The organism is Synechococcus sp. MIT S9508 (genome assembly GCF_047303045.1).
Lineage (GTDB): Bacteria > Cyanobacteriota > Cyanobacteriia > PCC-6307 > Cyanobiaceae > Synechococcus_C.
Map to the genome: position 1 here is coordinate 573,888 of NZ_CP138941.1, position 22,654 is coordinate 596,541.

At 58.5% G+C, this 22,654-nt stretch carries 22 protein-coding genes; 10 read left to right on the top strand and 12 right to left on the bottom strand.

Annotation, left to right across the window (positions count from 1 at the left end):
* Positions 1 to 9 precede the first annotated feature (9 nt).
* From uvrA to SIB42_RS02915, 3 genes are all read left to right on the top strand, one after another.
* Positions 10 to 2,988, top strand: a complete 2,979-nt coding sequence (gene uvrA, locus SIB42_RS02905; protein WP_067093455.1) for an excinuclease ABC subunit UvrA — start codon at positions 10 to 12, stop codon at positions 2,986 to 2,988.
* Complete coding sequence (locus tag SIB42_RS02910; protein ID WP_067093457.1) at positions 2,985 to 4,487, top strand: alpha/beta fold hydrolase; 1,503 nt, start codon at positions 2,985 to 2,987, stop codon at positions 4,485 to 4,487. Before uvrA ends, SIB42_RS02910 begins: the two co-directional genes overlap by 4 nt.
* 238 nt (positions 4,488 to 4,725) lie before the next feature.
* A complete protein-coding gene (locus tag SIB42_RS02915) occupies positions 4,726 to 6,882 on the top strand; it encodes an HAD family hydrolase (protein WP_067093811.1) in 2,157 nt (718 codons plus the stop codon).
* Here SIB42_RS02915 and purT read toward each other — a convergent pair.
* Complete coding sequence (purT, locus tag SIB42_RS02920) at positions 6,879 to 8,048, bottom strand: formate-dependent phosphoribosylglycinamide formyltransferase (protein WP_067093459.1); 1,170 nt, start codon at positions 8,046 to 8,048, stop codon at positions 6,879 to 6,881. The genes SIB42_RS02915 and purT overlap by 4 nt on opposite strands.
* Before the next feature lie 44 nt (positions 8,049 to 8,092).
* Here purT and SIB42_RS02925 point away from each other — a divergent pair, with 44 nt between their 5' ends.
* Positions 8,093 to 8,272 (top strand): cytochrome B6, encoded by a 180-nt coding sequence (locus tag SIB42_RS02925; RefSeq protein ID WP_067093808.1) that lies wholly within the window; start codon positions 8,093 to 8,095, stop codon positions 8,270 to 8,272.
* A 12-nt stretch (positions 8,273 to 8,284) separates the two neighbouring features.
* Here the strand turns inward: SIB42_RS02925 and SIB42_RS02930 are convergent, their stop codons facing one another.
* The 3 genes from SIB42_RS02930 to SIB42_RS02940 all read right to left on the bottom strand — a co-directional run bounded on the left by SIB42_RS02930 (position 8,285) and on the right by SIB42_RS02940 (position 9,942).
* Positions 8,285 to 8,533 (bottom strand): hypothetical protein, encoded by a 249-nt coding sequence (locus SIB42_RS02930; protein ID WP_067093462.1) that lies wholly within the window; start codon positions 8,531 to 8,533, stop codon positions 8,285 to 8,287.
* A gap of 11 nt (positions 8,534 to 8,544) precedes the next feature.
* Positions 8,545 to 9,579 carry a phospho-N-acetylmuramoyl-pentapeptide-transferase gene (gene mraY / locus SIB42_RS02935; protein ID WP_231856370.1) on the bottom strand — a complete coding sequence of 345 codons (1,035 nt, stop codon included), beginning with the start codon at positions 9,577 to 9,579 and terminating at the stop codon, positions 8,545 to 8,547.
* A 93-nt stretch (positions 9,580 to 9,672) separates the two neighbouring features.
* A complete protein-coding gene (locus tag SIB42_RS02940; protein WP_082825010.1) occupies positions 9,673 to 9,942 on the bottom strand; it encodes a DUF3134 domain-containing protein in 270 nt (89 codons plus the stop codon).
* A 49-nt stretch (positions 9,943 to 9,991) separates the two neighbouring features.
* Here SIB42_RS02940 and SIB42_RS02945 point away from each other — a divergent pair, with 49 nt between their 5' ends.
* Positions 9,992 to 10,189: a hypothetical protein gene (locus SIB42_RS02945; protein WP_067093465.1), complete on the top strand. Its 198-nt coding sequence runs from the start codon at positions 9,992 to 9,994 to the stop codon at positions 10,187 to 10,189.
* Between the two features lie 27 nt (positions 10,190 to 10,216).
* Positions 10,217 to 11,422, top strand: a complete 1,206-nt coding sequence (locus SIB42_RS02950) for an argininosuccinate synthase (protein ID WP_067093468.1) — start codon at positions 10,217 to 10,219, stop codon at positions 11,420 to 11,422.
* Between the two features lie 23 nt (positions 11,423 to 11,445).
* On the opposite strand, the gene SIB42_RS02955 is transcribed toward SIB42_RS02950, so the two are convergent.
* From SIB42_RS02955 to SIB42_RS02970, 4 genes are all read right to left on the bottom strand, one after another.
* The gene (locus SIB42_RS02955; RefSeq protein ID WP_067093470.1) at positions 11,446 to 11,829 is read right to left on the bottom strand and encodes a hypothetical protein; all 384 of its coding nucleotides are present in this window, start codon (positions 11,827 to 11,829) and stop codon (positions 11,446 to 11,448) included.
* A 45-nt stretch (positions 11,830 to 11,874) separates the two neighbouring features.
* Positions 11,875 to 12,243 (bottom strand): 30S ribosomal protein S6, encoded by a 369-nt coding sequence (gene rpsF / locus SIB42_RS02960; protein ID WP_067093473.1) that lies wholly within the window; start codon positions 12,241 to 12,243, stop codon positions 11,875 to 11,877.
* A gap of 79 nt (positions 12,244 to 12,322) precedes the next feature.
* A complete protein-coding gene (locus SIB42_RS02965; protein WP_067093818.1) occupies positions 12,323 to 12,787 on the bottom strand; it encodes a Tic20 family protein in 465 nt (154 codons plus the stop codon).
* A 64-nt stretch (positions 12,788 to 12,851) separates the two neighbouring features.
* Positions 12,852 to 13,745 carry a shikimate dehydrogenase gene (locus SIB42_RS02970; RefSeq protein ID WP_067093476.1) on the bottom strand — a complete coding sequence of 298 codons (894 nt, stop codon included), beginning with the start codon at positions 13,743 to 13,745 and terminating at the stop codon, positions 12,852 to 12,854.
* A 135-nt stretch (positions 13,746 to 13,880) separates the two neighbouring features.
* On the opposite strand from SIB42_RS02970, the gene dnaK reads away from it, so the two are divergent.
* Entirely contained in the window at positions 13,881 to 15,797 is a 1,917-nt protein-coding gene (gene dnaK, locus SIB42_RS02975; protein WP_067093478.1) for a molecular chaperone DnaK, read from the top strand.
* 151 nt (positions 15,798 to 15,948) lie between these two features.
* Here dnaK and pstS read toward each other — a convergent pair whose 3' ends face one another.
* The 3 genes from pstS to psbQ all read right to left on the bottom strand — a co-directional run bounded on the left by pstS (position 15,949) and on the right by psbQ (position 18,586).
* On the bottom strand, positions 15,949 to 16,950 hold the full coding sequence (gene pstS / locus SIB42_RS02980; protein WP_067093484.1) for a phosphate ABC transporter substrate-binding protein PstS: 1,002 nt from the start codon (positions 16,948 to 16,950) through the stop codon (positions 15,949 to 15,951).
* Between the two features lie 74 nt (positions 16,951 to 17,024).
* Positions 17,025 to 18,131 (bottom strand): NAD(P)/FAD-dependent oxidoreductase, encoded by a 1,107-nt coding sequence (locus tag SIB42_RS02985; protein WP_067093486.1) that lies wholly within the window; start codon positions 18,129 to 18,131, stop codon positions 17,025 to 17,027.
* The gene (psbQ, locus tag SIB42_RS02990; protein ID WP_067093487.1) at positions 18,128 to 18,586 is read right to left on the bottom strand and encodes a photosystem II protein PsbQ; all 459 of its coding nucleotides are present in this window, start codon (positions 18,584 to 18,586) and stop codon (positions 18,128 to 18,130) included. Before psbQ ends, SIB42_RS02985 begins: the two co-directional genes overlap by 4 nt.
* 91 nt (positions 18,587 to 18,677) lie before the next feature.
* Between psbQ and SIB42_RS02995 the strand changes: the two genes are divergently transcribed.
* From SIB42_RS02995 to SIB42_RS03005, 3 genes are read left to right on the top strand one after another with little or no spacing between them, the layout of a single operon-like run.
* Positions 18,678 to 18,923 carry a sulfiredoxin gene (locus SIB42_RS02995; RefSeq protein ID WP_413328617.1) on the top strand — a complete coding sequence of 82 codons (246 nt, stop codon included), beginning with the start codon at positions 18,678 to 18,680 and terminating at the stop codon, positions 18,921 to 18,923.
* 52 nt (positions 18,924 to 18,975) lie between these two features.
* Positions 18,976 to 19,830: a formyltetrahydrofolate deformylase gene (gene purU / locus SIB42_RS03000; protein ID WP_067093490.1), complete on the top strand. Its 855-nt coding sequence runs from the start codon at positions 18,976 to 18,978 to the stop codon at positions 19,828 to 19,830.
* Positions 19,830 to 21,110, top strand: a complete 1,281-nt coding sequence (locus SIB42_RS03005; RefSeq protein ID WP_067093492.1) for an O-antigen ligase family protein — start codon at positions 19,830 to 19,832, stop codon at positions 21,108 to 21,110. The genes purU and SIB42_RS03005 overlap by 1 nt, the downstream gene beginning before the upstream one ends.
* Here SIB42_RS03005 and SIB42_RS03010 read toward each other — a convergent pair.
* Positions 21,058 to 22,647, bottom strand: a complete 1,590-nt coding sequence (locus SIB42_RS03010; protein ID WP_067093821.1) for a B12-binding domain-containing radical SAM protein — start codon at positions 22,645 to 22,647, stop codon at positions 21,058 to 21,060. The genes SIB42_RS03005 and SIB42_RS03010 overlap by 53 nt on opposite strands.
* Between the last annotated feature and the right edge of the window lie 7 nt (positions 22,648 to 22,654).

Sequence of the window (22,654 nt, forward strand, 5' to 3'; positions counted from 1 at the left end):
TCCAGCCGTATGGGGCGAACCGCTCCCACATCAAAGGCCTCGTCTCCTGCGGAGCCAGTGAAACTCGCGATTGGATCAGAAGAGAACGTGATTCGCGTTCGCGGTGCTCGCCAGCACAATCTCAAGAACGTTGATCTCACCATCCCTCGCAACAAGATGGTGGTGTTCACCGGGGTGAGCGGCAGCGGTAAAAGCTCCCTGGCTTTCGACACCATTTTCGCTGAGGGTCAGCGTCGCTACGTCGAGAGTCTTTCCGCCTACGCGCGTCAGTTTCTGGGTCAGGTCGACAAGCCGGATGTTGATGCCATTGAAGGCCTTTCACCGGCGATCTCGATCGATCAGAAATCCACCAGTCACAACCCACGTTCGACTGTCGGAACCGTCACCGAGATTCAGGATTATCTGCGTCTGTTGTTTGGTCGGGCCGGCGATCCGCATTGCCCTAAGTGTGATCGTCCGATCCGGCCGCAGACCATTGATGAAATGGTTGATCAGATCCTCACCTTGCCTGAATCCACGCGGTATCAGCTGCTTGCTCCGGTTGTGCGTGGCAAGAAGGGCACCCACGCCAAATTGATCAGCGGCCTGGCCGCCGAAGGTTTTGCCCGGGTGCGGATCGATGGAGAGGTGCGCGAGCTGGCCGACAACATCGAACTCGACAAGAACCAAAGCCACAACATCGAAGTGGTGGTCGATCGGCTTGTTGCTCGTGAGGGAATCCAGGAACGACTCACTGATTCCCTGCGCACCTCACTGAAACGCGGAGATGGCTTGGCCATCGTTGAGGTGGTTCCTAAAAAGGACGAGCAACTTCCTGAAGGAGTCGACCGGGAGCGTTTGTTCTCCGAGAATTTCGCTTGCCCCGAGCATGGGGCGATCATGGAAGAGCTTTCACCAAGGCTGTTCTCGTTTAACAGTCCTTACGGTGCTTGCGAGGCTTGCCATGGAATCGGCCACCTGCGCAAGTTCACGCCTGAGCGAGTGGTTCCAGATCCCTCACTGCCTGTCTACGCCGCAGTGGCTCCCTGGGCCGAGAAAGACAATTCCTATTACTTCTCCCTGCTTTATTCCGTTGGGGAGGCCTTTGGGTTCGAGATCAAGACTCCCTGGAAAGACCTGTCCGAAGAGCAGCAGGATGTACTGCTCAATGGCAGTCGCGAACCGATCCTGATTCAGGCCGATAGCCGTTATCGCAAGGGAACCGGTGCCTATCAGCGTCCTTTTGAGGGGATCCTGCCGATTCTTGAGCGGCAGTTGCGTGATGCCAGTGGTGAAGCCCAGCGTCAGAAGTTGGAGAAATATCTGGAACTGGTTCCCTGCTCCAGTTGTGCAGGCAAAAGATTGCGCCCTGAGGCATTGGCCGTGCGCATGGGCTGCTTCCGAATCACGGATCTCACCGCTGTGAGCGTGGGCCAGACCCTTGACCGGATTGAGCAGTTGATGGGTGAGGGTGCTTTCGAGGGCAGTGAACCACTTCTCACGAACCGTCAGATGCAGATCGGAGATCTCGTGCTGCGCGAGATCCGCATGCGATTGCGTTTTCTGCTGGATGTTGGTCTCGACTATCTGAGCCTTGATCGGCCGGCGATGACGCTGTCCGGTGGAGAAGCGCAGCGAATCCGTCTGGCGACTCAGATCGGTGCCGGTCTCACCGGAGTGCTGTATGTGCTCGATGAACCAAGCATTGGTTTGCACCAGCGAGACAACGATCGCCTGCTCGCCACCCTTGAGCGTCTCCGTGATCTGGGGAACACGCTGGTGGTTGTGGAACACGATGAAGACACCATTCGCGCTGCCGATCACGTGGTGGATATCGGTCCAGGAGCCGGTGTGCACGGAGGCCACATAGTGGCGCAAGGATCTCTGGATGATCTCCTGAACGCGGAGGACTCCGTGACAGGTGCTTATCTCAGTGGTGAGCGAAGCATTCCCACGCCTCCGGAACGGCGCTCGGCAGGGACTCGCAGCCTCAAGCTGCTCAACTGCAATCGCAACAATCTCAAAGACCTGAGCGTGGAGTTTCCGCTCGGACGCCTGGTCTCCATTACTGGAGTGAGCGGTAGCGGCAAGAGCACGTTGGTGAATGAGTTGCTTCACCCTGCGCTGGAGCATGGCCTCGGCCACAAGGTGCCTTTCCCCAACGGTCTCGGCGAGATGCGTGGCCTCAAGTCGATCGACAAGGTGATCGTGATCGATCAGTCACCGATCGGCAGGACTCCCCGTTCCAACCCCGCCACCTACACCGGTGCCTTTGATCCGATTCGTCAGGTGTTTGCAGCCACGGTTGAAGCGAAGGCCCGCGGTTATCAGGTGGGTCAGTTCAGTTTCAACGTCAAGGGCGGTCGCTGCGAAGCCTGTCGCGGTCAGGGGGTCAATGTGATCGAGATGAATTTCCTGCCGGATGTGTATGTGCAGTGCGACGTGTGCAAGGGCGCCCGATTCAATCGTGAGACTCTTCAGGTCACCTACAAGGGGCACACCATCGCCGACGTTCTGGAGATGACCGTTGAGCAGGCGGCAGACGTGTTTTCTGCCATTCCGCAGGCGGCTGACCGACTACGGACCCTGGTGGATGTGGGTCTTGGGTACGTGAAGCTGGGTCAGCCGGCACCCACGCTCTCCGGCGGTGAGGCGCAACGGGTGAAGTTGGCCACTGAACTGTCCCGCAGGGCCACCGGCAAGACGCTGTACCTGATTGATGAGCCCACTACTGGCCTGAGTTTCTATGACGTGCACAAGCTGATGGATGTGATGCAGCGTCTTGTGGACAAGGGGAATTCGATTATCTGCATTGAACACAATCTCGATGTGATTCGTTGTTCCGACTGGTTGATCGATCTCGGTCCCGAGGGTGGTGATCGCGGTGGAGAGTTGGTGGCCTGTGGAACTCCAGAAGAGTTGGCCCAGCACCCAACCAGTTACACCGGTCGCTATCTCGCCAGGGTTCTGAAGCAACATCCCCCTCAGAGTGCTCCTCTGGCGGCATGACGTCCTTCCCGTATTTCCGCTTGCGAGGCTTGGCTGCAGCCTTGGCTTCGCTGCTGGTCGCCCAACCGGTGGAAGCGGTTGAGCGGCTCACCTTCACCTTGCCTTTGCTGGATGAGAACATCAGCCTGGATTTGAGTAGGGCCACCAATGCTTGGGAGCTGATCGATTCCAATCCAGATCTGCAGGAGCTGGATTTGGCAGGCGATGGATCTGTGCAGAAGTTGATTGAATCGCTGCTGACGGCCCCTCTCCCTGAAGAAACCAGCAGCATTGTTCGCCAATCTCTTGGCCATCCCCTTTTTGAACAGCTGCTTTTGGCTGTTTCCGAATTGGTTGAGGTCAAGGGTCTTCCAGCCGACACCAGCGGGCGCATGGTGTCTAAGGCTCTGGCCGCGGCCTATCGGGATGATCAGCCCCATCTACTGGGATTTTTGCGTCAAGTTCCAGGAGATGAGCTCTCGATCAATTTGCAGGCGCTCTCTTTCTACGCCAAAAGACTCAGAGCCAACCAGGACGATGCACGGGCCTTGGTGCAAAAGGGCACCGCAGCCAAGCCTGTGTCTTCAACGATCGTCGCTGCAGCGGCATCCGGCTGGACCCGCAGGCAACGCTCCGTTGCGGTGAACCATCGTCCGCAACCTCTACAGGTCACGGAGATCTTCCCGAACGCAAAGTCCAACGGTCGATTGGTGGTGATCTCCCATGGGCTCTGGGATGACCCCTCCAGTTTTGAGGGGTGGGCCTATCTGCTCGCTGCCCATGGCTATTCCGTGTTGCTTCCCGGTCACCCGGGCAGTGACGCAAAGCAGCAGGAGTTGATGATCAAGGGCAAACAGCCACCGCCGGCTTCAGAAGAACTGCGTTTGCGTCCGATGGATGTCACGGCCGTGATTGATGCGGTCGAAACCGGCAATCTGCTTTCTGGTTCCTCTGTGCAAACCGATTCCGTTGCGGTTGTGGGTCATTCCTGGGGTGCCACCGCGGCTCTGCAGCTGGGTGGTCTTCAGACCACAAGCCGAAAGCTGAGTGCCCGTTGTCAGGATCCACGTGATCCAGACCGCAACCTCAGCTGGGTTTTGCAGTGCAGCTGGCTCAAAGGTGCCGATCACGGCTCGTTGGCTGATCTCAGGGTTCGGACAGCGGTTGTGGTCAGTCCTCCTCTACGACTGCTGTTCGACGAAGCCAGTGGCCCGTCGATGCATGCCAAGGTGCTGCTGGTAAGCGGGACCCGCGATTGGGTTGTTCCATCGGATCCTGAAGCGGTCGTTCCGCTTCGCAATGGTCAGCCTTTGGCCAATGGACACCGCATTGTGTTGGCCTCAGGAGGTGATCACTTCAATCTCTGGGCTCCTGTGGGTGCTGAAGAACCACCGATCCTGGGACCCTTGATCCTTGCTTGGATCAATGATCATCTGGGAATCACTGATTCGCTCAGCTTCCAGGGCGGTGGTTGGGGTCATCAACGTGTGCCACTGATGGATGTCACCAGCCAATTATGAAAATTCTTTACGCCATATCAGTGTTGTAAACAAGACTTTTTTGTCTGCATTTCTACATCCAAAAAATTCTCAAGTCACAGTGCTGGTCGGCCTTAAACCACCTTGAAGGCAAGCGATTTGGGCGTGTTTTTGCATTGCCGTCTTTCAGTTGTCAGATTGTTTTTATCTTTTCGAAGTTCTAGATCACCTAACCCTTGATCGGACACCAGGACCTGTTCCTGAACGTGTTGGAGGTCTTGTGGGACTGAAGCTGCTGCATCTTCATCTCCATGGCTTATTTCGCTCGCAGGATTTGGAGCTTGGCCGTGATGCGGACACTGGAGGTCAGACCCTCTACGTGTTGGAACTGGCCCGCAGCCTGGCCAATCGCGCCGAGGTGGCTCATGTCGAGGTCGTCACGCGGCTGATTCAGGATCGGCGAGTGTCTCTCGACTATTCCAAACCTCTCGAGCCGATTGCACCTTGTGCATCGATCCGACGATTCAGTTTTGGTCCGCGGCGTTATTTGCGTAAGGAACAGCTTTGGCCGTATCTCGATGAGCTCGCCGATCAGCTGGTTCGTCATCTTCGTGACAGCGACAATCGTCCCGACTGGATTCACGCCCATTACGCCGATGCCGGCTATGTGGGGGCCCTGGTCAGTCGACGTCTTGGAATTCCCCTTGCATATACAGGCCATTCCCTAGGACGTGAGAAGTTGCGCCGTCTGCTTGCGGCTGGTGGAGAGCATGAACAGATCGAGCAGAATTATTCGATCAGTCGGCGCATCGATGCTGAGGAACTGGCTCTTGCTCATTCCGATCTGGTGATCACCAGCACGCGACAGGAGCGTGATGAGCAATACGCCCGTTATGGCTGCTTCAACCCTGACCATGCGGAGGTCGTGCCACCGGGTGTAGATAGCAGACGTTTTCATCCTCAAGGCAACTCGGATGAGTTCACTGAGGTGTCAGAGCTCTTGAGTTCATTTCTGAGGGAGCCCGAGCGTCCACCTCTGCTGGCCATTTGCCGTGCAGACCGGCGCAAAAACATCCCTGCGCTCGTTGAAGCATTTGGTCGATCTGCGGTCCTGCGGCAGCGTCACAACCTGGTGCTCGTGCTTGGCAATCGTGAGGACTCTCGCCAGATGGATCGTCAGCAGCGGGAGGTTTTTCAGCAGATCTTTGATCTGGTTGACCGTTATGACCTCTATGGCTCCGTTGCCTATCCCAAGCACCATCGCCTTGATCAAGTCCCGGCCATCTATCGCTGGGCCGCGGCTCAACGCGGTTTGTTCATCAATCCAGCGCTAACCGAGCCTTTCGGTCTCACGCTGCTTGAGGCTGCGGCATCGGGTTTGCCGATGGTTGCCACCGATGACGGGGGGCCTCGAGAGATTCTGAGTCGTTGCGACAACGGACTTGTCGTTGACGTGACCGACCGGGAATCGCTCCAGGATGGATTGGAGCGTGCCGGTGCTGATCGCGATCGCTGGCGGCGGTGGAGCGACAACGGCGTGGAGGCTGTCAGCCGTCACTACAGCTGGGATGCTCATGTCTGCGGTTACCTGGCGCTGATGCAAGAGCGTCTGAAGCGCTCGAGCACGGTGACTGTTTCGTCGCAACTGTTGGCGACGCCATTGGGGCTGAGTCCTTTTGGCTCCCGTCTGCTGCTGCTGGATCTCGACAGCAGTCTTGAACAGCCGGATCTCAAGGATCTGCAGAGTTTGCGTCAACAGCTGACGGCACCGTCTGCCCAAGCTGCCCAGACCAGCTTCGGCATCACCACTGGACGGCCTCTCGGTGTGGCCCGGCAGCGTTTCTCGGAGCTTCATTTGCCTGACCCGCAGGTCTGGATCACCCAGGCGGGTACACAGATCCACTACGGCGAAGAGGAGCAGGCAGATCGCTTCTGGCAGGCTCAGATCAGCGTTGACTGGCAGCGCGAGTCTGTGGAGCAGACCCTCTCCGATCTTGGCGATCACATCAAACTGCAGAAACCTGAGCACCAGGGTCAGTTCAAGGTCAGTTATCTGCTGGAGCAACCGGGCCCTTCCGTGTTGCCGCTGATTCGCCAGCGTTTGCGCCAGAGCGGCCTGCATGCAAGGCCTCAATTGCGCTGTCACTGGTTCCTTGATGTGCTTCCCATGCGGGCCTCGCTGAGTGAGGCGATTCGCTTTCTATCGCTGCGCTGGGGTTTGCCTCTGGAACACATTCTTGTGGTGGCCAGTCAGCAGGGGGATGCGGAGCTGGTCCAAGGTCTGCCGGCGGCTGTGGTGACTGCCGATCATGACCCCTGTCTCGATGGCTGTCGCCATCAGCAGCGGGTTTATTTCGCCAATCGGTCGCGTTTGATGGGTGTGCTGGAGGGTCTCCAGCACTACCGCTTCCTCAACGCCCGGTCCCGACTGGATTAGGCCTCGATCTGAAGCGTCATAGCACCAGCGCTGCGATCAGCCTTTGCCTGGGCATCAGCTCGGTGGTCGCCACAAGCCAGAGCCACACCCATGCGCCGGCCGGGGCGGGCCTCTTCTTTCCCGAACAACAACACTTGGGTGTCGGGTTCGCTCAGCGCTGACTCCAGGCCGCTGAAGCTCACCCGGCTGCCATGACGGTCCGCAAGAATCACTCTGCTGGCAGCCGCTGTGGCACAACGGATCGTTGGGATCGGCAAACCAAGCACAGCTCTCAGATGCAGTTCGAACTCACTGAGGTTCTGGCTGATCAGAGTGACAAGACCCGTGTCATGGGGACGCGGGGACAGCTCTGAAAAAATCACCTCATCACCGCAGAGAAAAAACTCCACTCCGAACAGACCGGCCCCCCCCAGGTTGTCGGTCACGGTGCGGGCCATGGTCTGCGCTTTGTGTAACTGCTCTTCGCTCAGTTGGGCCGGCTGCCAGCTGCATTGATAGTCACCATTGGCCTGTTCATGTCCGATCGGTGGGCAGAAAAGGGTGGATCCGTCGCGTTGGCGGATTGTGAGCAGAGTGATTTCCTGATCAAAGTGCAGGAACTCTTCCACGATCACCTGGTTGGAGGTGCCACGTGCATTGGCCATGGCCGCTTCCCACGCCTGATCAAGATCTTCAGCGTTTTTCACCACGCTCTGCCCCTTCCCGGAGGAGCTCATCACCGGTTTCACAACCACCGGCCACCCCAAGGGTTCTGCAGCGTTGTGCAGGTCTTCGGCACTGGACGCATAGGCGAAGCGAGCGGTGCTCAGCTCAAGCTCTGCTGATGCCAGGTCGCGGATTCGATCACGGTTCATTGTCACGGCAGTGGCGCGGGCCGTGGGAATCACGGTGATGCCTTCGTCCTCCAGTTCGGCCAGTGCATTCACGGCCAGAGCTTCAATCTCTGGAATTACCACGCTGGGCCTGTGGCGTCGCACCACCTCCAGCAGTGCCTCAGGCTCGGTCATCGGCAGCACCTCCGCCAGATCTGCCACCTGCATGGCCGGTGCCCCGGCGTAGCGATCGCAGGCGATCACCCTGCAGCCCAGGCGCTGGGCGGCAATGGCTACCTCTTTGCCGAGTTCACCACTGCCTAACAGCATCACGGTGGCTGGAAACGTCGTCATGGCCTTTTTCAGGGCAGCATGGATTGATCCTCGCCCCACGCCTGATGCTCTCATCACTGAGCTTCACTCCCGTCGCATTTACGACGGCTGGAGATGCTGCTGATGGGCTGATGTTCGGCTGGGAGATCGCCACGGTGCAGAAATGGGCCTTGATCTATCTGGGTGCTTCGCTGCTGGCGTTTGTCATCGTCTGGCTCGTTGGAGCTCTGCGCACGAGGGTCTGAGATCCATCAGCCTCACGGTTCGAGGTCATGCATCAGGGTCAGTTGGCGTTCCGCTGGTTCCTCGTTCACAAAGCCCCACGACTGGAAGATGTCAGCATCCGTGTGGGTGATGTGTTGAGCGCCATTGCGCTGTTCCAGCACGAATCCTCTGTCGGCCATGCGGCGCATCAGGCTGGCGGCCTCCTCGAAGCGAGAGGCCATTGCCTCAAGGCTGGTGCAGTCGGCGGTTAGACCTGCTTCTTTCCAGGTGAAGTAACTCATTGTCGGCCGGCTCAGGTGGGGCGGAGAACGATACCCAGCATGATCAGCCCTGCTGTCGCGAGCCAGAACATCGGCACCACCACCTGCTCAGATGTTCCACCCAGTTCGAAATGGTGATGGAGAGGGGCCATTCGCAACACCCGGCGTCCCACACCATCCGGCCCCTTGGTCGCCTTGAACACCCACACCTGGATGATCACCGACAGCGATTCAGCCAGGAAAACACCACCCATCACCAGCAGCGGCCAGAGGCTGTTGGTCAGCAACGCCACGGCACTGAGTGAAGCACCCATCGCCAGGGAGCCCGTATCTCCCATAAACACGCGTGCCGGGTTGCGGTTGTGAATCAGAAAGCCGAGCCAGCAACCGGCCATCGCCATGCAGAACGCTGCCATAGCAGGGTCACCCTCGTTGCCGCGCAGCATCAACTGCAATCCCAGACCTGTGAAGATGAGGGCCCCGCAGCCTGAGGCGAGGCCGTCCAGTCCATCGGTGAGGTTGGTGGCGTTACTTTCCGCAAGGAACACAAACAAACCCAGTGGCCAGATCAGCCAGCCAAAAGCAATCACCATCCCGAAGGGCAGGTTCACCGTGGCAGGGATCCATCCCTGCCAGGCTGACCAGCCCAGAAACACGATGGCTGCTGCACTTTGCAACAGAATTTTCCCTCTGGGTTTCAGGCCTGTGTTGGTGCGTTTGGTGAGGCTGCTCCAGTCATCGATGCCGCCAATCACCATGTAGGCCAGCGTGACCAGACCAACAGCCAACAATTGGGCGGCGCTGCGGCCTTCCCAGCTGATCAAGCATCCTGCAATCACGCCGATGGGGACCACCAGCAGGCCACCCATCGTTGGCGTGCCGGATTTAGTTTGATGCGTTTCAGGACCCTCGGTTCGGATCACCTGGCCCATCTTCAGTGCCCGCAGTCGCGGTGTTCCCCACCAGGTGACAACAGCAGAGATCAGCGTTGCCGTGAGCAGTGGGAGGCTCAGCAGGCTGTTGGGAATCCAGCGGTCTGATGCAAAGGCCGCCATCACGACGGCCATGATCAACACAGCAGCTGGAACACGTCCGTCGAGACGAGTGGATCGATCTGCAGAAGCGCTCAAGTCCCGTGGACGAATCGCAGGGACCTTAAATCAGTCTTCCCAGTTTTCTTCGTTCTCTTCCTCGGCCTTGTAGTCCTCTTTCTCGCCCATCAGCGCGGAGAGCTCTTCCTCTTCCACCGTGCTCACCTCGGGTGAACTGGACTCCTCGTCCTCCACCAGGCGACCGCTGGTTTCAAGCCAGCTCAACAAATCGGGCTCCTCTCGCAGCGGAAGCACCGGTGCAGGCTCTTTGCGTCCGTAACGGGTCAGGGCCGGGTTGACGTTGTCGAGGCCGCTCAAGTCTGTGAGAGCTGAGGACAAGATCTTCAGAGCCAATCCTTCATCATAGAAGACTGCGCATTTCCTGTTTTTGAAGAAAGCGGCGATTCTCGCTTCCGTCTGGGGAATCTCTCTACTGATCAGTGCGCTTCTGCGCGTCTGGGGACAGCACCATCCACAGCCTCTGCAGCCCAGTGCCGTTCCTGTGCTGGTTCTCCTGTTCGTGCCTTCAGGGCTGATGGCTGGATGGCTGCTCTGGTCGTCCCGCGGGAGTGGAGAATCGGAGTAGTTCCGATACAGATCAGGAGTCCGCTTGATGGGACGCGCCAAGAAGGTTGTGCTCGCGTATTCCGGAGGTGTGGACACCAGTGTCTGCATTCCTTACCTCAAGCAGGAGTGGGGAGTCGACGAGGTGATCACCTTCGCTGCAGACCTCGGTCAGGGTGATGAGTTGGAGCCGATTCGCCTGAAGGCTCTGGACGCTGGTGCAAGTCAGTCTCTGGTTGGTGATCTGATTCAACCTTTCATCGAGGAGTTCGCTTTTCCAGCGATCCGGGCCAATGCTTTGTATGAAGGCCGCTATCCACTCTCCACAGCCCTGGCACGTCCGCTGATCGCCAGAAGCCTCGTGGAGGTGGCTCGGGAGGTTGACGCCGATGCCGTGGCTCATGGCTGCACCGGCAAGGGCAACGATCAGGTGCGCTTTGACGTGGCGATTGCTGCCTTGGCTCCTGATCTGAAGGTGCTCACACCTGCCCGTGAATGGGGAATGAGCCGCGAGGAGACCATTGCCTACGGCGAGCGTTGTGGGATTCCCGCTCCAGTGAGCAAGAAGTCTCCCTATTCAATCGACCTCAACCTGCTGGGCCGCAGCGTCGAGGCGGGTCCGCTTGAGGATCCGATGGTTTCGCCTCCGGAGGAGGTGTTTGCGATGAGCGTTTCCGTGGATGCGGCGCCGTCTCAGGCTCAGGAGATTGAAATCGGCTTCGAGGCAGGTAACCCTGTGAGCATTGATGGCGTGCGGCTGGCTCCGGTTGAGCTAATTCGTGAAGCCAACCGTTTAGCCGGAATGCACGGTATCGGCAGGCTCGACATGATCGAAAACCGGGTGGTCGGTATCAAGAGCCGAGAGATCTATGAAACTCCCGGTTTGCTCCTGCTGATTCAGGCCCATCAGGAACTGGAGAGCCTCACACTGGCTGCTGATGTGCTTCGCACCAAGCGTCAACTGGAGATGCAGTGGGCGGATCTGGTGTATCAGGGCCTCTGGTTCGGACCGCTCAAGGAAGCTCTGGATGGATTCATGGATCGCACTCAGACCCACGTGAATGGCATGGTCCGCCTTCGACTGCAGAAGGGCAATGCCATCGTCACGGGGCGCAGGTCCAGAGACAGCAGCCTCTACGTTCCTGAGATGGCCTCCTATGGAAGCGACGATCAATTTGATCACCGTGCTGCAGAGGGTTTCATCTACATCTGGGGATTGCCCATTCGGCTCTGGTCGGCAGCCCGACGTCGTTAGTTATTTGTGAGTTGCGGACTGAATCAGGCGGCGTTCCGATCGGATCGCCGTTGAAGGTTCTGTCGTGTGTTGCGCCAACGTTCCAGGAAGGGAATGGGAATGTCGCTCAGCGGCTTGGAACGCTCCTCAATCAGGGGCAAAGCAGGTTCACCCAGCATCTGCTGCGCTCTCGCTAGCAGCCGGTAACGCTCCATCAGTGGTTCGAGGCGTTGCTGAAATTTGCGCTCAAACAGCTCTGGAAGCTCACTCAGCAGGGATTCATAACCCTCGATCATCTTTTCGAGTTCAGAGATGCGCGCTCGCAGAGCATCCGTTTCGTGTTCGTGCTCTCGGTCAGCCTGCACCACGTCCAGTGATGGGTTCCAGAGAGGCAATGGTGCCTGATGGTCGGCTTCCTGAGGCTGCATGACCGAACGGTATCGCCCGGTCAGCAGTTGATCAATGCCCTTGCTTCAAGCGGAAGCTTCGGCTGTTTCAGGCTGTGCTGCGGGTTCAGTGCCTGGAGCCACGCGGGGAGCCGGGAGTGGTCCCTCTTGCTTGACGGTGAGATAGCGGATGACGTCTTCGCTGAGGCGCATGGCTTTCTCAAGAACCGCAACCTGCTGTCCATCACCGTTGTGGCTCAGCTGAACGTAGATGCCTTCCTTATGCTTCGCGATCGGATAGGCGAGGCGACGCTTGCCGCGCATCTGGTTGTCCAGAACATCAGCACCGGTTTCCACCAGGATGTCGCGGTACTTGGTGAGATGAGACTCAACTTCCTCTTCCGGAATGTCCGGTCGAAGGATGTACATGGTCTCGTAGTAAGGCGTCTGGGTCATGGAGACAGATCCGACAGGGACTGAAGGCTCACTGCGTGAGCGACGGATTCAACAGCCTATCTCCTTGGGGTTGACACTCTCAGTAGAGCTGCATGCGGACCGCTTGGCTCAACCCGGGAAGATCGGGCTCTCTGCCGCGGATGCATTCGATCAAAGCGAAGAGCACCACGGCCAGCACCGCCACCACCACCGTGCTTGAAAGCGTGCGCAGCATCAGACCACTGCTGAGCGGTTGCAACAGGATGGCAAAGGCGTAGCCGAGCAGCACCACGATGATGTCCACCAGCAGGGCCTGGAGCGTGTTGAAGCGCAGGAAGTAAGGCACGTTTGGATTGCGCACGACAGCCAGGAACAGCAGGAAGAACACCAGCAGATTTCCGAAAGGGATGCCCCGCTCGAGCAGCACCAGAGGCAATGCAGGCAGCGTGAGCCACTGCATCCAGGGGAACTGACCCATCAGATGGCTTCCGAAGGGAATCGCATCGCTCCAGGGCAGCACGTACACCAGCAGACCCAGGAACCGTTGCCAGACGGGAATGGCCATCGCAGCCTCGATAGTGGCCCGAGCGTAGAGCGTGTCATTCGATTCAGTTGGGGGATCGTTCGGGTTAAGCCTGATGCGCATTCAGGCTTCGAAGAGCGCCTTCCCGCATCTGATCAACCGGCACATCCGCGCGACCTGACCATCGACGCAGGGCGGCAGCTCCCTGCTGAACCAGCATTTCCAGGCCATCGATGGTGCGGCATCCGCGCTGTTGACCCAGTGCAAGCCAAGGCGTTGGTCGTGGCGTATAGATCAGGTCGTAGAGGGTCACGGATGCATCAACACCTGCCCAGAGATCACTGCCGAGCGGCATGGCGTTGTCACCTCCATGGCCCTGCATTCCCACAGGAGTGGTGTTCACCACAAGTTTCGATTGCTGCAAGACCCTGCCGAGCGGTTCCGGATCAAAGCTCATGGCGATCAGCGGCGCGCTGTCGCTGCCCTGGCCTGCACGCAGGTCGTTCAGAAAGTCAGCCAGCGCATCAGGGCGTCTACCGGCGACATGGATTGCGGTTAGGGGAAGTTGCTGCAGCCCCGCCACCACGGCCCTGGCGCTGCCACCGCAGCCCAGCACGACTGCTTCGGCACCCTGCCACTGCTCTGCTTGCAGCTTCAGTGGCGCCAGAAAACCCTCCATATCAGTGTTGTGGCCATGCCAGCCTCCTTCTTTGAGGGGTGTGAGCGTGTTCACGGCACCCAGTCGTTTGGCGAGGGGGCTCAGCTCTCGGCAGAGACCCACCACCTGCTGCTTGTGCGGAATCGTCACGCTCAGGCCGCGGCACCCCATGGCTTGCAATCCATCGAGCACCGCCTTCAGATCTTCAGCGTCACAGGGAAATGCCAAGTAGCGCCAATCGAGCGCCATGGCCTCTAGGGCGGCGTTGTGCATCACCGGTGACAGGGAGTGGCTCACGGGTTGTCCCAGCAAGCCGATGACTGCAGTGGTTCCGCTGATCATTCGGGGAAGCGCGATCCTCTCCACCAGCCTGCTGCGTCATCGGTCTGTTCGGGAACCACACCTCGCCTGGAGGCATTGCCTCTGCCGAAGATGCAGAGGATCTAATCAGTTACTAAGCGGAGCAAGGAGGCACGGATGGGCAAGGTTGTCGGCATCGATCTCGGAACCACCAACAGTTGTGTGTCGGTGATGGAGGGCGGCAAGCCCACCGTGATCGCCAATGCCGAGGGCTTCCGCACCACGCCGTCGGTGGTGGCCTACACCAAGAACCAGGATCAACTGGTGGGTCAGATCGCCAAGCGCCAGGCGGTAATGAATCCCGACAACACCTTTTATTCCGTGAAGCGATTCATCGGCCGTCGGGTTGATGAAGTGAACGAGGAGTCGAAGGAAGTCAGTTACACGGTGGAGAAGGCTGGCTCCAATGTGAAGGTCAAGTGTCCGGTTCTCGAGAAGCAGTTCGCCCCTGAGGAGGTGTCTGCCCAGGTGCTGCGCAAGCTGACAGAAGATGCCGGCAAGTACCTCGGAGAGTCTGTGACCCAGGCGGTGATCACCGTTCCCGCTTACTTCAATGATTCCCAGCGTCAGGCCACCAAAGATGCGGGCAAGATTGCCGGCCTTGAGGTGCTGCGCATCATCAACGAGCCCACCGCTGCGGCTTTGGCTTACGGGCTCGATAAAAAGAGCAATGAGCGGATTCTGGTGTTCGACCTCGGTGGTGGAACCTTCGACGTGTCGGTTCTCGAGGTTGGTGATGGTGTCTTTGAGGTTTTGTCGACCTCCGGTGACACCCACCTCGGCGGTGATGACTTTGACAAGGTGATCGTTGATCACCTTGCCGACACCTTCAAGTCCAATGAGGGCATTGATCTGCGTCAGGACAAGCAGGCTCTTCAGCGCCTCACCGAAGCTGCTGAAAAAGCCAAGATTGAACTCTCCAGTGCCACTCAGAGCGAGATCAATCTGCCGTTCATCACGGCCACTCCAGAAGGGCCCAAGCATCTCGACCTCACCCTGACCCGAGGCAAGTTCGAGGAACTGGCGTCCAAATTGATTGACCGCTGTCGTGTGCCTGTTGAGCAGTCGCTCAAGGACGCCAAGTTGTCGTCCGGTGAGCTGGACGAGATCGTAATGGTGGGCGGTTCCACCCGGATTCCAGCTGTGCTCGAACTGGTGAAGCGAGTTACAGGCAAGGATCCCAATCAGACAGTGAATCCTGATGAGGTGGTGGCCGTAGGTGCTGCCATCCAAGGCGGTGTGCTCGCCGGTGAAGTGAAGGACATCCTGTTGCTGGACGTCACCCCTCTTTCTTTGGGTGTGGAGACTCTCGGCGGTGTGATGACCAAGATGATCACCCGTAACACCACGGTGCCCACCAAGAAGTCTGAGACCTACTCCACTGCCGTGGACGGCCAGACCAACGTGGAGATTCACGTGCTCCAGGGTGAGCGCGAGATGGCGTCCGACAACAAGAGCCTCGGAACCTTCCGTCTTGATGGCATTCCCGCTGCTCCCCGCGGCGTGCCTCAGATTGAAGTGACTTTCGACATCGATGCCAACGGCATTCTCAGCGTCACCGCCAAGGACAAGGGCAGCGGCAAGGAGCAATCCATCTCCATCACTGGAGCCTCCACCCTCAGTGACTCCGAGGTGGACACCATGGTCAAGGATGCCGAGGCCAATGCCAGCGCTGATAAGGAAAAGCGCGAGCGCATCGATCTCAAGAACCAGGCTGAAACCCTCGTTTATCAGGCTGAGAAGCAGATGGAGGAGCTCGGCGACAAGGTTGATGCAGCCGCCAAGACCAAGGTGGAGGAGAAGCGCACCAAGCTCAAGGAGGCCACTGAGAAGGAGGATTACGATGCGATGAAGACCCTGCTTGAGGAATTGCAGCAGGAGCTTTACACCGTTGGAGCCTCTGTTTATCAACAGGCTGGCGCTGAAGCCGGTGCGGCTCCTGGTGGCGACTCAGGCGCGACTCCCGGAGGGGGTTCTGGATCTGGTGAGTCTGGCGATGATGTGATCGACGCTGAATTCACTGAATCCAAGTGATCCTTGAAGGCCAATCCACGTGGCTTGAATCCTTGTGTTGCTTTCCCCGTCTGTGATCAGACGGGGTTTTTGTTGCATAAAAAAGGGAGCGAATGCTCCCTTTTGATTTGCGAGTTGGTTGAGACGCAGTTGATCTAGAGGTTGCGATCGTTCAGTTGATGGAATCGGCAGCAGCTTTGGCTTGGCTCACAACTTCAGGTGGCAAAGAGACGTAGCCCAGATCAGGAGCTTGCGACTGTGCTTCCTCGGAAAGCATGTAGTTGAAGGTCTTCTTCAACAGTGCCGTTTTGTCGTCGTTGCCTGTCTCATAGGCCAGCACCCAGGTGAAGGTGACGATCGGATAGCCCCCATTGGGATTGCGGTTGCCTCCGATCAGATCGGGGCCGAGGTCAATGGAACCCAGAGCTTCGCTGGCTGTGGCATTGGTGGGCTTCACCTGTTCACCCGAAGCGTTCTGCACTGCAGCGGCCTGGAGAACACCCTTCACATAGGCCAATTCCACATAACCGATGCCTCCAGCGATTTGATTCAGCTGGGCGGAGACACCCTCATTGCCTTTGGCTCCAACACCGGTTGGCCATTTGACCGACTTGTCTGCACCAACATCCTTTTTCCATTCAGGGCTAATGGCTTCCAGATGTTTCGTGAAGTTGTAGGTGGTGCCGGAGCCATCGGAACGGTGAACCACATTGATCGCCTTGTCGGCACATCCGAGTTCGCTGTAGTTCGTGATCTGCCCGAGAAAAATGCCTGCCAGTTGTTGCTGGGTGAGTGATAGATCGCAGCCGGGGTTGTTGTAAGCCACGGCGATCGCACCCGCGGTCATTGGGATTTGCACCACACCGCGACTCACCTTGGCGATGGCTTCAGGTTTCATCGGCTTGTCGGATGCGCCGAAATCGACGGTTTCCGCCGTGAATTGACGCACACCAGCACCCGACCCCACGGATTGATAGTTGACCATCACGCCTTGGGGCGACAATCCCTGAAACCATCGCTGGTAAATGGCTGCAGGGAAGGAAGCGCCTGCTGCGGAGAGCTTTCCCTGGACTTTTTCATCACTACCACCACTTGAGGAGCAAGCAGCCAGGCTGAGCCCTGCGGCCACACCCGACATGACAGTCAGCGTTCTCGTGAGAAAAGAGCGTTGCATGAACTCTTCTAAAAAAATCGATGGAGAGTGAAGAACACTCGGGTTGAACTTATTGCAATGCGAGGAGTCCAGATTTAAGGGCTGGTTAGCAATTCTTTATGAATGTGTTGGCTAACCCATTCAGCGGTTGCGGGTGCCAGCAAGACGCCGTTGCGGTAGTGGCCTGATGCCAGCAGCAGTCCAGGTTCGATCTCTTCCAGTAGAGGAGCAGGTTTGCCTCGTGGTCGGGCACGCAAGCCATGCCATTGGCCGAGCAGTTGAGCATCGTCAAGCCAACTCGGGGCCAGCTCGTTCAAGCGTTTCATGGTCTCTGTGGCTGCAGGATCGGCGTTCACGCCAGGTTCCAGCGTGGCTCCGATCCACATGCGATCGTGTCCGTGGGGAATCAGATTGATGCCGCCGCAGGTGAGCACTGCTGGCCAGCCTGACCATGGCTTGGCCGGCCTGTTGAGCTGCAGCTCCAGCACCTGTCCGAGCACGGCATCCATGGGGCGTTGATGCCCAAGGCTCTGCAGCAGTTGAATGCTGCCCAAAGCAGAGCAGATCACCACCAGATCCACTGACTCGTTCCTTCCTTCAGCGGTGATGAGGCGCCACTGGCGCCGGGTTCCGCTGCCAGGGCGTCGCAGTTCCACGACGTTTGTTGCCCGTCGCTCCACGTTGTGTTGAATCAGGCTCCGCCTCAGGGCCTTCAACAGCAGCAGAGGATCGACCCGTCCATCACGTTCGGAGAGCATTGCCCCGTGACCAGCCTGGGGCCAAACCGGATCAGCCTCATCAAGCCTGTCGTTGGCGATGAACTGCAGTCCTGAACAAAGTCTTGAATCAGCAAGCTGTTGCATCCGCTGGGCTTCATCGGCACTGCCAGCGAGCTGGATCAGCGGAGTGTCCAGATGCAGAGGTGATTCCGGATGGTTGAGTTCTTCAACCCAGGCTGGCCACAGCGCCATGCTGCGTTGGCGCAATCTCCAGGCCCGACCGCTCGAACGGCGGAAGGCATGACCCATGAGCACGCCCAGTGAGGCTGTGCTTCCATTCAGATCACGATCAGCCGGCCTATCTGGGATCGGCGTAGCCAGTGATGGGTCTGCAAGCAGAACGCTGTGCCCTTGCTCGGCAAGTTGCCAGGCGGTGCCGGTGCCGGTGACCCCGGCACCAATGACGGAGATGGATGCGATCAGCTCAGAGCCTGCTCGGGGATGACAGCGGCGTAATTGGCAAAGTCAGCCTCAAGATCGTCGTAAGACTTCTGAAGTTTGGCGCTGTCCTGCAGACGAGCGGCTTCATCGAGATCAGCCATGGCGTCCTTCAGGGACGTTGCCAATTTGTTGGCTTCTGCTCGGTCCTGGGGAAGCAGCCGCTGATTGATGTACAGCATTTCGCGGCCCACTTCCTGCATGGGGCCATGGATCAGGTTGCGAGTGAAGGTCCAGTCGCGTTCGTCGACGAGCTTGGCCAGTTCAGGCAGCCGATCCCTGGCAGCCGTGAACCCTTCCACCTGGCGGCGGATCACAGCCATATCCTCTGGGCTGATGGTGGCAGGATTGGCATTGGCGCTGCCATCACAAGCTGCGAGGCCGAAACAGAGGGCGAGGCAGAGGCAGAAGGCGGCCACGCGGCGCAGGGCGCTCAGCATCGGAGTTCAAAAGAGAGGTGGCGACTTTAACCGCCACCTAAATTCAATTGATCTATTGCTTTACGAGTGTGCGCTCATGAGGGTGGACAAGGTGCTGTTGGCTTCCGTCCGCAGACCTCTGCAGCGATTTCTCGACGAAGACAAGGTGGAAGCTCTGATGGCCTCGATTCGCAAGGAGGGTTTGCGCGAACCGATTGATCTGCTGGAAGTGGATGGTCAGCTCTGGGGTTTCAATGGCTGTCACAGGGTTGCAGCCCATGAACGTCTTGGATTACGAACCATTCGTGCTCGGATCCGACAGGCCACATCCAGGGACTTGAACCTGCATCTCCGCTGAGACGCAGGCAACCCCCGGGCTCAGAATCAACGTTGTCATTTCACTGACATCTTTGTCTTCCGCTTCGGTCATCCTTCAGTTGATCTGTCCGGATCGTCCGGCACTCGTGAGTGAACTCGCCGGTTGGGTGGCTGCGAACGGCGGCAATATCCGTCATGCGGATCATCACACCGATTCCGATGCTGGTTTGTTTCTCAGCAGGATTGAGTGGGATTTGGAGGGCTTCGGTCTGCCTCGTCAGGCGATTCCATCAGCAGCGGAGTCTCTGGCACAACGGCTCGGGGGCGAGGCTCAATTGCACTTTTCCGACGATCATCCCCGTGTGGCGATTCTGGTGAGCAAGCAGAGTCATTGCCTGCTTGATTTGCTCTGGCGTGCCCGCAGTGGGGAACTGCCGATGCAGGTTCCCATCGTGATTGCCAACCACCCTGATCTGGAGAGCAGCTGCAAGGAGTTCGGGGTTCCTTTTATGCATGTACCTGTGACCCGCGAGACCAAGGCTGAAGCTGAGCAAACCATTCTTGAGCTGCTGATTGAACATCGGGTGGACCTTGCGGTGCTGGCCAAGTACATGCAGGTGCTAAGCGGTAGCTTCCTCGAACAATTTCCCAATGTGATCAATATCCATCACTCATTTCTGCCCGCTTTCAAGGGCGCACAGCCCTATCATCGAGCCTGGGAACGGGGCGTGAAACTGATCGGTGCGACGTCTCATTACGTGACCGAAGAATTGGATGACGGCCCGATCATTGAGCAGACGATCGCTCATGTGAGCCATCGCGATGAGGTGCAAGACCTGATCCGCAAGGGTCGTGACACTGAGCGACTCGCTCTGGCCAGGGCTTTGCGCCTTCATCTCTGCCGACAGGTGATGGTCTATCGAGGCCGTACGGCAGTGTTCGCGTGATGGTCTGGCTGGATCAAGGTCGACCCTCTCTGGCGTCTGCGCGTGGTTGGCGCTGCTTTCAGCTCGGCCTGTTTCTGCTGCCGTCGTCAGCCCTGCTGGGAAGTCTGCTGCTTTTCCCAGCATTGTTGTTCGGTTGCGCTGGGCGTGAATGGCCCTCTTGGCGTGACCCCTGGAATGCTCCGCTGCTGCTGGCTTCAAGCCTGATGATTCTTGGCTGCTTTGGCGCCTATGACCAGGGACTCGCCTGGGTGGGTCTGGGAAACTGGATCCCTTTTTTCTGGGGTTTCTGGGGTTTTCAGCCGTATGTGATGAGTGGTGAGGCCCGGCGCCGCTCTGCCCTTTTGCTGGTGGCAGGCAGTGTTCCTGTGGTGGTCACCGGTCTTGGCCAGCTCTGGTGGGGATGGCAGGGACCGTGGCAACTGCTGGGTGGATTGATTGTGTGGTTCATGGCAGCAGGTGGCCATCCCGAGGGGCGTCTTTCGGGACTGTTTGATTACGCCAACATCGCGTCCGCCTGGTTGTCCATGGTGTGGCCACTGACCCTGGCTGCTCTCGTGCAGCAGGGATTGAACCGCTGGCGTCGTGCGGTGGTGCTGATCCTGGCCGTGTTGTTGGTGGTGGCGTTGGTGCTCACAGAATCCCGGAATGGTTGGGGTGCACTCGTGCTGGTGGTGCCGTTGGTTCTGGGTCCACCCAGCTGGCCCTGGTTGATTCCTCTGCTGGCGGTGTCGCTTTTGCCGGTGTTGCTGGCAGTGCTTCCCGGGGTGCCGCTGATGCTCCAGGATCCTGCCCGGACTCTGGTTCCTGAAGGTCTCTGGGCTCGCCTCAACGACAGTCAGTACGCGGGAGAGCGGGTCCTGGCTTCCACGCGCATCAGTCAATGGAAAGTTGCGCTGCAATTGATTGGTGAACGGCCGTGGCTTGGCTGGGGAGCTGCAGCGTTCTCAGTGATCTATCCCCTGCGCACCGGTCAGTGGCATGGCCATGCTCACAATCTGCCGCTGGAGCTGGCGATTGGTCATGGTCTGCCGGTGGCCGTGCTGCTGGTGGGCTTTGTTGTAGCCCTGTTGGTGGTGAGCCTGCGCCGAGGACTGTCTGGGCTGTTCGACCGGGCCTGGTGGACGGCATTCTTTGGGCTGATGGTTCTGCACGGAACGGATCTGCCATTTTTTGACAGCCGTCTGAACATTGCCGGCTGGATTCTGCTGGCGGGTCTGCGAGCGTCCTTTAGTCCTGAACTGTCGGAGTGGCTCCAGCCAGAGACAGACTCTGGTGCTTGAGCAAGGTTTTTCGTCCTAAAGGCCCGTTGAGATGGTCCCAGGGCAGCACGACGGCTTCATCCCAGTTGTCGTGGACCACCTGCTCCCATGGAGGGGGCAAAGGCAGATCAACCCCACCGCTTCTGGCCCCCGGCAATTCGCCGGCTCTGCTGCTGCGGTAGGCCTTCTTCCAGCCTCCGAGGCTTTCCTGAGATCCTCGGACTGCGGCGATCACCGGAGCCAGACGGCGGTCACTGCGAGAGAGCAGAGCTTGGATCACACTCCAGCCGTAACTCTCCGGCCGTAGATCAATTCCCTTCGGCTTCAGTCGTTTGGCCAGTCGTTTGAGGCGTTTGTCGGCTTCAGGTCTCACGCCCTGCCATTGGAAGGGGGTCTGAGCCTTGGGCACAAAGGTGCTCACTCCCAGGGTGAAACGCAAACCAGGGGTGGTCTTCTTGAGCTGAAGCAGCAGATCTGCGGTTGATTCCACATCCTCCTCCTGCTCACTAGGAAGCCCCACCATTCCGTAGAGCTTGAGGGCACGCAGTCCACCTTCTTTGGCATGGCGCGCAGCGGCACTGATCTCCTCATTGCTCAGCTTTTTGTTCACCACCTCCCGGATGCGTTCGCTGCCGCTTTCAATGGCGATTGTCAGTGATTTGCTGCCGCGTCGGGCCAGTCCGCTCGCAAGCTCAGTCGTCACGGTGGCTGCCCGCACCGAACTCACACTCACTCGCACGTCATCAAAGCGGTCATGACCGAGCCAGCTGAGCAGGTCTGCGAACTGTGGATGCTGAGTGACTGATGCACCCAGGAGTCCCAGCCTGCGCGTTGCCACCAGACCTTTCTCGACAGCAGGGATCAGGCCGTCGTCTAGAGAGGGCGTGCGGAAGGGAAGCGTGAGATAACTGGCCAGACAGAAACGGCACAGTTCCGGGCAGCTGCGCACCACCTCCACCATGTGGATATCAGGCCACGCGGATTCCGGGGTGATCACCGTTGAATGGCTGAGGCTGTTGCCACGCCAGGTTTGCTTGCTGATTGTTGGTGGTAGATCTGCTTCGATCGGGTCGATGCTTTGCAGACAGCCGTCATTGCCGTAGCGGGGTGCGTACAGCGATGGCACGTAAATCCCAGGCACCTGAGCCAACCGCCGCAGGCGCACGGATCGTGATTCAGACCGCACCTCTTGAAGCGTGTCGATGAAGCTGGGCAGCAGCTCTTCGCCGTCGCCCAGCAGGATCACATCGAAAAAGGGAGCCAGAGGTTCGGGGTTTGCGGTCAGCACAGGACCGCCACCAAACACGATTGGATCCTGATCCGAGCGCTGTTCGCTCCAGATGGGAATCCGTTGTTGCTCCAGCAAATCCAGCAGCACCGGACCATCCAGTTCCCAGCTGAGGGAGAGTCCGAACAGATCGCACTGCCGATGTGGCGGATCGCTCTGATCGGTGAACAGGCGCCGCACATCAAGATCAGACCGCATGGCCAGGGTGGCCCAAACGATTTGATAACCGAGGCTGGTTATCCCCACTGTGTAAGTGCTGGGAAAGGCCATCACCGCA